8 protein-coding genes are annotated in these 7186 nt (G+C 69.6%); 4 read left to right on the top strand and 4 right to left on the bottom strand.

From position 1 onward, the window contains the following. Positions 1-90: 90 nt before the first annotated feature. From tolR to pal, 4 genes are read left to right on the top strand one after another with little or no spacing between them, the layout of a single operon-like run. Positions 91-534: a protein TolR gene (gene tolR, locus ACOJSF_RS00760; protein ID WP_420140333.1), complete on the top strand. Its 444-nt coding sequence runs from the start codon at positions 91-93 to the stop codon at positions 532-534. Continuing rightward, a complete protein-coding gene (locus ACOJSF_RS00755) occupies positions 521-1396 on the top strand; it encodes a hypothetical protein (protein ID WP_420140332.1) in 876 nt (291 codons plus the stop codon). The genes tolR and ACOJSF_RS00755 overlap by 14 nt, the downstream gene beginning before the upstream one ends. Positions 1397-1437: 41 nt before the next feature. Then, positions 1438-2790: a Tol-Pal system beta propeller repeat protein TolB gene (gene tolB / locus ACOJSF_RS00750; RefSeq protein WP_420140334.1), complete on the top strand. Its 1353-nt coding sequence runs from the start codon at positions 1438-1440 to the stop codon at positions 2788-2790. A gap of 40 nt (positions 2791-2830) precedes the next feature. Beyond that, positions 2831-3352: a peptidoglycan-associated lipoprotein Pal gene (pal, locus tag ACOJSF_RS00745; RefSeq protein ID WP_420140331.1), complete on the top strand. Its 522-nt coding sequence runs from the start codon at positions 2831-2833 to the stop codon at positions 3350-3352. A 52-nt stretch (positions 3353-3404) separates the two neighbouring features. Here the strand turns inward: pal and ACOJSF_RS00740 are convergent, their stop codons facing one another. From ACOJSF_RS00740 to ACOJSF_RS00725, 4 genes are read right to left on the bottom strand one after another with little or no spacing between them, the layout of a single operon-like run. Beyond that, positions 3405-3857 carry a hypothetical protein gene (locus ACOJSF_RS00740; protein WP_420140330.1) on the bottom strand — a complete coding sequence of 151 codons (453 nt, stop codon included), beginning with the start codon at positions 3855-3857 and terminating at the stop codon, positions 3405-3407. Next, entirely contained in the window at positions 3857-4759 is a 903-nt protein-coding gene (locus ACOJSF_RS00735) for a S1/P1 nuclease (RefSeq protein ID WP_420140329.1), read from the bottom strand. Before ACOJSF_RS00735 ends, ACOJSF_RS00740 begins: the two co-directional genes overlap by 1 nt. Positions 4760-4797: 38 nt before the next feature. Then, complete coding sequence (locus ACOJSF_RS00730; RefSeq protein WP_420140328.1) at positions 4798-5721, bottom strand: isoaspartyl peptidase/L-asparaginase family protein; 924 nt, start codon at positions 5719-5721, stop codon at positions 4798-4800. Further along, on the bottom strand, positions 5718-6998 hold the full coding sequence (locus ACOJSF_RS00725; RefSeq protein WP_420140327.1) for an acyltransferase family protein: 1281 nt from the start codon (positions 6996-6998) through the stop codon (positions 5718-5720). The genes ACOJSF_RS00730 and ACOJSF_RS00725 overlap by 4 nt, the downstream gene beginning before the upstream one ends. Between the last annotated feature and the right edge of the window lie 188 nt (positions 6999-7186).

Raw genomic sequence — 7186 nt, 5'->3', positions numbered from 1 at the left:
ATGGTCGACCGGATCGAGGCGCGGCTCAATCGCTTCGCGGATGGTTTCCACATGAACCTCAGTCGCGAGCTGGACGGGGAGGCCTGAACCATGGCGATGGGCGGGATGCCGCGTCGGGGCCATGGCCGCCGCCGCGCGCCGATGGCGGAGATCAACGTCACGCCGCTGGTCGACGTGATGCTGGTGCTGCTGATCATCTTCATGGTCACCGCGCCGCTGCTGACGGCGGGCGTGCCGGTCAACCTGCCCGACAGCCGCGCGCAGCCGGTCGATCAGCAGGACAAGCCGATCCAGATCAGCATGGATGAGGCGGGCAAGATCTATGTCGAGGAAGAGGAAGTGCCGTTCGGCGCGCTTCCCGGCCGGCTTGCGACCCTGCCCAAGGGCGACGGCGCGCCGCAGATCTTCCTGCGCGCCGACCGGGGCCTGGATTATGGGCGCGTGATGCAGGTGATGGGCGAATTGAGCCGCGCGGGCCTGACCAAGGTCGCGCTGGTGACCAATGGCGAGCAGGGGGGCGATGCAGCGCGCTGACCGCACGGCGCTGGGCATCGCGGTCGCCGGGCATCTGGCGCTGTTCGCGGTACTGACGCTGAGCATCGCCAAGCGATCGCCGCAGGTGGTGCCGCCGCCGGCGGAGGCGATCGACGTGCAGCTGGTCGACGCGGTAGGCCTGCGTTCGGCCGCGCCGCAACCCGCGACCGAAGCGCCGCGCGAGATGCAGGCGCCCGACAGTGGTGCGCCGCAGGAGGCGCCGCCACCGCCGCCCGAAGCGGCGCCCCCGCCGCCGCCGAAGGACGCGCCGCCCAAGCCGCCGGAGAAGACCGCGCCGTCGCCTTCTCCGGCCAAGCCCGCGCCCGCAAAGCCCGCGCCGCCCAAGCCCAAGCCGGCGCCGAGCCGCGACCTGTCCGACATTCTGAAGGACGTGAAGTCGACCGCGCGGAAGGAGCAGGCGGGCAGCGACGCGCGCGCCAAGGCCGATCGCGCGCAGTCCGCCAAGGTCGGCGACCTGCTGAAGGGCGTGGTCGGCGCGGCGGCCGGGCGGGGCGAGAATGCGCGCGCTGCCGTTTCGGGCGCGGCGATGAACGGGCTGTCGGCGGCGATCAAGCGCCAGGTGCAGCCCTGCTACGAACTCGGCGGCCTCGGTTGCACCCCCGCGCTGCAGATCGTGACGGTGCTGCGGCTGCGCTACAACCCCGACGGGACGGTCGCGGGCGCGCCACAGATTGTCGAGCAGACCGGCGTCAACGGCGGCAACAGCGCCTATGCCAAGCAGATCGCGGAAGTGGCGCGGCGCGCGGTGCTGCGCTGCGCGCCGGTCAAGCTGCCCGCCGAACTGTATGAAGGCGGCTGGGACGACCTGAATTTCCGTTTCACCCCGGGACAGATGCAATGACGATGGGACGAACGATGCGAAACATGCGGTTTGCCACGGCGATGATCCTCGCACTGCTGCCCGGCGCGGCGGTGGCGCAGCAGGCCGCCCCGGTCGGGCCGGGGCCGGCGGCGGATGCGGGGCCGGCGCCGGGTCAGCGGCTGACGGTCGACATCAGCGGCGGGATCAGCCAGCCGATGCCGATCGCGATCCCGATCATGCCGACGCCGAACGCGATGGCGACCCCGGCGGGCAATACCGACGCGCTCGGCCGGCAGGTGGCCGACGTGATCACCGCCGACCTGAAGAATAGCGGGCTGTTCGCGCCGCTGGCGCAGGGGCAGCTCCGCCCCGTCGCCTTTCCGGAAGTGACCGCGCCGGCTTATGATGCATGGCTGCCGACGGGCGCGCAGGCGCTGGTGCAGGGCTTCGTCCAGTCCAATGGCGACGGCACGCTGACGGTCGGCTGCTATCTGTACGACGTCTTTTCCAAGACGGAGATGGTGCGCCAGGGCTTCGTCGTGCGCCCGGCCGAGTGGCGCCGCGCGGCGCACAAATGCGCCGACACGGTCTATTCGCGCCTGACGGGCGAGGGCCCCTATTTCGACAGCCAGGTCATCTATGTGTCGGAAACCGGCCCGAAGAAGAACCGCACCAAGCGGCTGGCGATCATGGACCAGGACGGCGCCAACCATCGCTTCATCACCAACGGCCAGAGCATGGTGCTGACCCCGCGCTTCGCGCCGAGCAGGCAGACGGTGGTGTTCATGTCGTTCGAGAACAACCAGCCGCGCGTCTACGTCTACGACGTCGGATCGGGGCGGAAGCGTCTGGTGGTCGACCAGCCCTACACCACCTTCGCGCCGCGCTTCTCGCCCGACGGCCGCTACATCCTGTTTTCGATGATCATGAACGGGAATTGCGACATCTATCGCGTGTCGGCGAGCGGGGGACAGGCGACGCGCCTGACCACGTCGCCCGGCATCGACACGGGCGGCAGCTATTCGCCCGACGGATCGAAGATCGTGTTCGAAAGCGATCGTTCGGGCGGGCAGCAGCTTTACGTGATGAACGCCGACGGATCGAACCAGAAACGGATCAGCTTCGGCGGCGGCCGCTATGCGACACCGGTGTGGAGCCCGCGCGGCGACCTGATCGCATTTACGCATGTCGGCGGCGGCTTTTCGGTGGGCGTGATGGCGCCCGACGGATCGGGCGCGCGCGACCTGACCGATGGGTGGCAGGACGAGGGGCCGACCTGGTCGCCCAATGGCCGTGTCCTGATGTTTTTCCGCACGGCACGCGGATCGGGCAGGGCGGATTTGTGGTCGGTCGATTTGACTGGCGTGAATGCCCGACGCATTCCCACACCGCTCGATGGATCTGATCCGGCATGGGGACCGTTACTGCCCTGACACGAATTTGACTGACACTCTGGTTAAGAGGAGCCTCTGGATGAAGAAGACGACCATCACCCTGCTTGGCACCGCGGCCCTGATCGCCGTCGCGGGCTGTTCGAAGAAGCCGCCGGCGCAGCTCCCGCCCGCGCCGCCGAGCGAGGTGGCGCCGCAAACGCCGACCGAGACGCCGGGCAATGTCGGCTCCACCACCGTCCCCGGATCGCGCGCGGACATGATCGCGCAGGCCGGCACCGACACCGTGCTGTTCGGCACCGACAGTTCCGACGTCGACAGCGAGGCGCAGTCGATCCTGACCCGCCAGGCGGCGTGGCTGCAGAAATATCCGAACGTCCGCGTGACGATCGAGGGGCATTGCGACGAGCGCGGCACGCGCGAATACAACCTCGCGCTCGGCGACCGCCGCGCCAATGCGGCCAAGAACTTCCTGGTCAATGCCGGCGTCAGCGGGTCGCGCATCAGCGTGATCAGCTATGGCAAGGAACGCCCCGCCGCGACCGGTTCGGACGAGAGCGCCTGGGCGCAGAACCGCCGCGCCGTGACGGTGGTGCCGGAATAAGCGTCTAAATGGTCGGCCGGGCCTGCTCCTCAGGGGCGGGCCCGGCAGCCCCTTAGCGTTCGGTCGACAGCACGAAGTCGCGGAGCGCGCGCGCGTCGTGCAGCGCATTATGCGGCACGCGGCTGTTGGCGGCAGTCGAGAAACCCGGCGTGCGCAGGAAATGGAAGCGGATGTTGCTGACGTCCGCAATCTCCCCCTCGCCGATCACCAGCAGGCGCGCGAACAGCGCGATATCCTCGGGCCAGTCGGCCACGATCTCGGGCTCGGGATCGGTCGAAAGATAGGCGGCGATATCGTGCGCGGCCGCGAGCGGATCGAGCCGGTTGTACAACGTGCGCGGCACGCTTTCGAGATAGGGCAGGACGTAGCGCGCGACCCACGGGGTCGCCTCCTCGGTCATCGGGATCACGACATAATAGTCCTGATCCCCCTCCTCGGGCACGAGGCCGAGGCTGATCAGGCAGCCGCCGAAGCCATTGAATTCGGTATCGAGAAAGTAGCGCATCAGCCCTTCTTCTTTCGCGGCGGATGCGCAACTTCGGGATGGTCGCCGTCGAGCGCTTCGTCGAGCAGACGCGCGAGGCGGAGGCCGCCGGCCGCGACCTGACGGCGGACGGCAGGCACGAGCCGTTCGATCGTCGCCTCATCCAGCTTCGCGTTCGGATCGGCGGGGGCGCAGGGATCGGCCTGCGCGGTCCCGTAGACCAGATCCCTGGCGAGACCCCAGCTTTCACGGCTCCATTCCTCAACCGTGCCGGCGGCGAGCGCGGACCGGTCGCCGGCCGGCACCTCAGCCAGGATGCCGGCCGCGCCGCCGACCGGGGTCGAGATGGCGCGTTCGGCGAGCAGCCCGTCCCAGATCGTGTGCAGGCTGCGCGGCGGGAGCCGGCCGTAGCGCGCCTTGGGCTTGTTGCCGCCCTGGTCGAGGTCATGTTCGGCGCCATGAAGCGGCTGGTGGAGATCGCCGACGAAATGGACGAGGTAGGCGAGCGCCATCATCCGGTCGCGCACCGGCAGCTTGCGGTCGGCGAGCAGACGCTGGTTGCGCTCGATCTGCTTCGACACGCAATTGCCGTCCTTGCAGAAGGGCGTGAGGTCGAACGGCCGGCAGATCTCCGGATCCTGATAATGCCAGCTATATTGATAGCTGAAGCGGTCGCCGAAGGTCTTGATGCAGTCGGGCCAGACCGACGCCTCCTCGATCGTGCGCGCGGGGCATGAGGGTGTCTCCAGCACGGCCTGCCGCTTGAGCAGCCACTCGATCGAGGCGCGGGTGCGCGGCTTGATCTGGCTCAGCGCGATCTTCGCGACGGTCTCATGGCCATATTCCCACCAGGCGAAAGCGGGCGAAGGCAAGGCCAGGAGCGCGGCGACCGCGAGGAGGGCGGGGGGCAGGCGGAAACGCATGGCGCACGCGGTTAGCCGAAGCGCGTGACGGCGCAAGGTCACTCGTCGCCGTAGATCGCGATCTCGGGCGCGGAATCATGCGTCTGCATCGCGCGGTACATGCCAGGCGTGTTGAACGCCCACCCGCCCGATCCGTCGGGCGAGACGACGATCACGCCGCCCTTGCCGCCCAGCTCGCCAAGCTCGTCGACCAAAGTGTCGGCCGCATCCTCGATCGACCAGCCCGCCAGCCGGACGCGCGCGCAGATTTCGTGCGCGACGCCGAGGCGGATGAACACCTCCCCCGCGCCGGTGCAGGAGACGGCGGCGGCGCGATCGTCGGCATAGGTGCCGGCCCCGATCAGCGGCGAATCGCCGACGCGGCCCCATTTCTTGCCGGTCAGCCCGCCGGTCGAGGTCGCGGCGGCGACATGGCCGTCGCCATCGACCGCGACCGCGCCGACCGTGCCATATTTCATGTCGCTGTCGAAGGCGGCGTCGGGCCGGGCGAGGATCTCGTCGAGCTGGCGCCGGCGTTCGGGCGTTTCGAACCAGGCCGGATCGGCCGCCTCGATCCCATGCGCGCGGCCGAACTGGTCGGCACCCGCGCCGGCGAGGAAGACGTGCGGGCTGTCCGCCATCACCGCGCGCGCCAGCGCGACCGGGTGGCGCGTGGTCCGCACGCCCGCGACCGCGCCCGCATCCAGCGCGGCGCCGTCCATGATCGCCGCGTCGCATTCGACGCGTCCCTCGGCGGTGAAGACGGATCCGCGCCCGGCGTTGAAGGCAGGATCGTCCTCCAGCACCTCGACCGCGGCCTGGACCGCGTCGAGCGCCGCACCCCCGTCGCGAAGGATCGCGGCGCCCGCCGCGAGCGCGGCGGCGAGGCCGGCACGGCCCGCCGCGTCGTCCGCCGGCGAGAGCGTCTCCGGCCGCATGCTGCCCGATCCGCCATGGATGACGAGGGTCCATTGTGTCGTCACGCGCTTCCCTGCTTCGCGAATTCCCGTCGGGGGCGCATAGGCGGGTTGCGCGGCCGCTCCAAGCCGCCGCCGCTGCCGCCCGAACGGCGGGGGATGGGGCGGTTCGACAGGCCGAACAGCAGGCCGAACGGCCCGGCGAGCCGGCCGATCGTATAGAAGCCCCAGCAGGCGAAGGCGGTGCCTGCGAGGATCAGCACGAATTGCGCGCCGTTGGGCAGCCCGAGCGGCCGCAGCCACCACGCCACCACCACGATCGCGGTCTGATGGACGATGTAGGCGGGGAAGACGGCGTTATTGAGCACCGGCCGCCAGCGCGGCGCGGGGTCGCCGATCCGCTCCGCCAGCGCGAGCAGGGCGATGATCACGCCCCAGTTCATCACCGACGCGGCGGCCCGGAACAGCATCCGCGCGGACGTCCCCGATGCCGGCTCCTGCCCGCCCAGCCGGTAGATCAGCACCGCCATCACGACATACCCCGCCACCGCCAGCATCGCCGCCGGGCCACCCAGGCGGCGGATCACCGGGCGCAAGCCATCGGCGCGCGCGAGCAGGAAGCCGAACAAGAAAGCGGGGAAATAGCCGAGATGCCCCGACAGATCGTGCAGCAGGCGATTGGTCGGCGCGCCGGTCGGCAACAGCACGAGGCGCACCATCAGCAGCCAGAGGATCGGCAGCGCGAGCAGACGCCAGCCCGACAGCAGCCGCGTCGCGCCGCGCTGGAGCGAAGCCCGGGCCGAGGCGGGCAAGGCCCATACGACGAGCCCGATCACCATCGAATAGGCCCAGATATAGACCAGGAACCACAGATTATCGAAGGTCGGCGTGCCTGAAACGTGCGGCGAGAGGTAGCTTTTGAGCCAATAACCCAGCAGGCCGCCGTCATAATTGCCGGCGACGCGCTGTTCGACCCACGGCTGCGGCGCGACCACCAGCAAGGTGCCGAAGGCGAGCGGCACGAGCAGACGGACCGAGCGCGAGCGCAGGAACGCGCCCGGCGCGGAACGCGACAGCAAGGCGCGGCTGGCATAGCCCGACACGACGAACAGCAACGTCATCCGCCATGGATTGAGCAAGGTGAGCGCGTAGATCAGGTCGGGCACCGGATCGACCGCGTTGATGTGCCATCCCCATGGGCCGAAATAGAGCCCGATATGATAGAGGATCAGCAGCCCGAACGCGCCGGTCCGCAGCCAATCGAGCCCGGCATGACGGGCGATCGCGGCGGAAGGGGAGCGAGGCGGAGGGCCGGCGCACGAGCCGGCGATCGTTTCGGACATGCAATTCGAACCCCAAGGGAGCCGAAAGGTGCCCGGCCGGACGGGCGTTCAACGCGATTTGTCAACGGTTGCCCGTGATGGGCGGTGGGCGGAGACCAGCCGTTAGAGGCTTTCCACCGTCGCCCCAGCGCCGGCCGGGGCCCCAGGCGCGACCCACAAGGCCACCGGCAGCGCGACGAGGCAGAGCG

Origin of the sequence: Sphingomonas sp. (assembly GCF_048594985.1) — a bacterium.
GTDB lineage: Bacteria > Pseudomonadota > Alphaproteobacteria > Sphingomonadales > Sphingomonadaceae > Sphingomonas_I.
The sequence above is the reverse complement of the archived record's forward strand: the minus strand, read 5'-3'. Positions and strand labels throughout refer to the sequence as shown.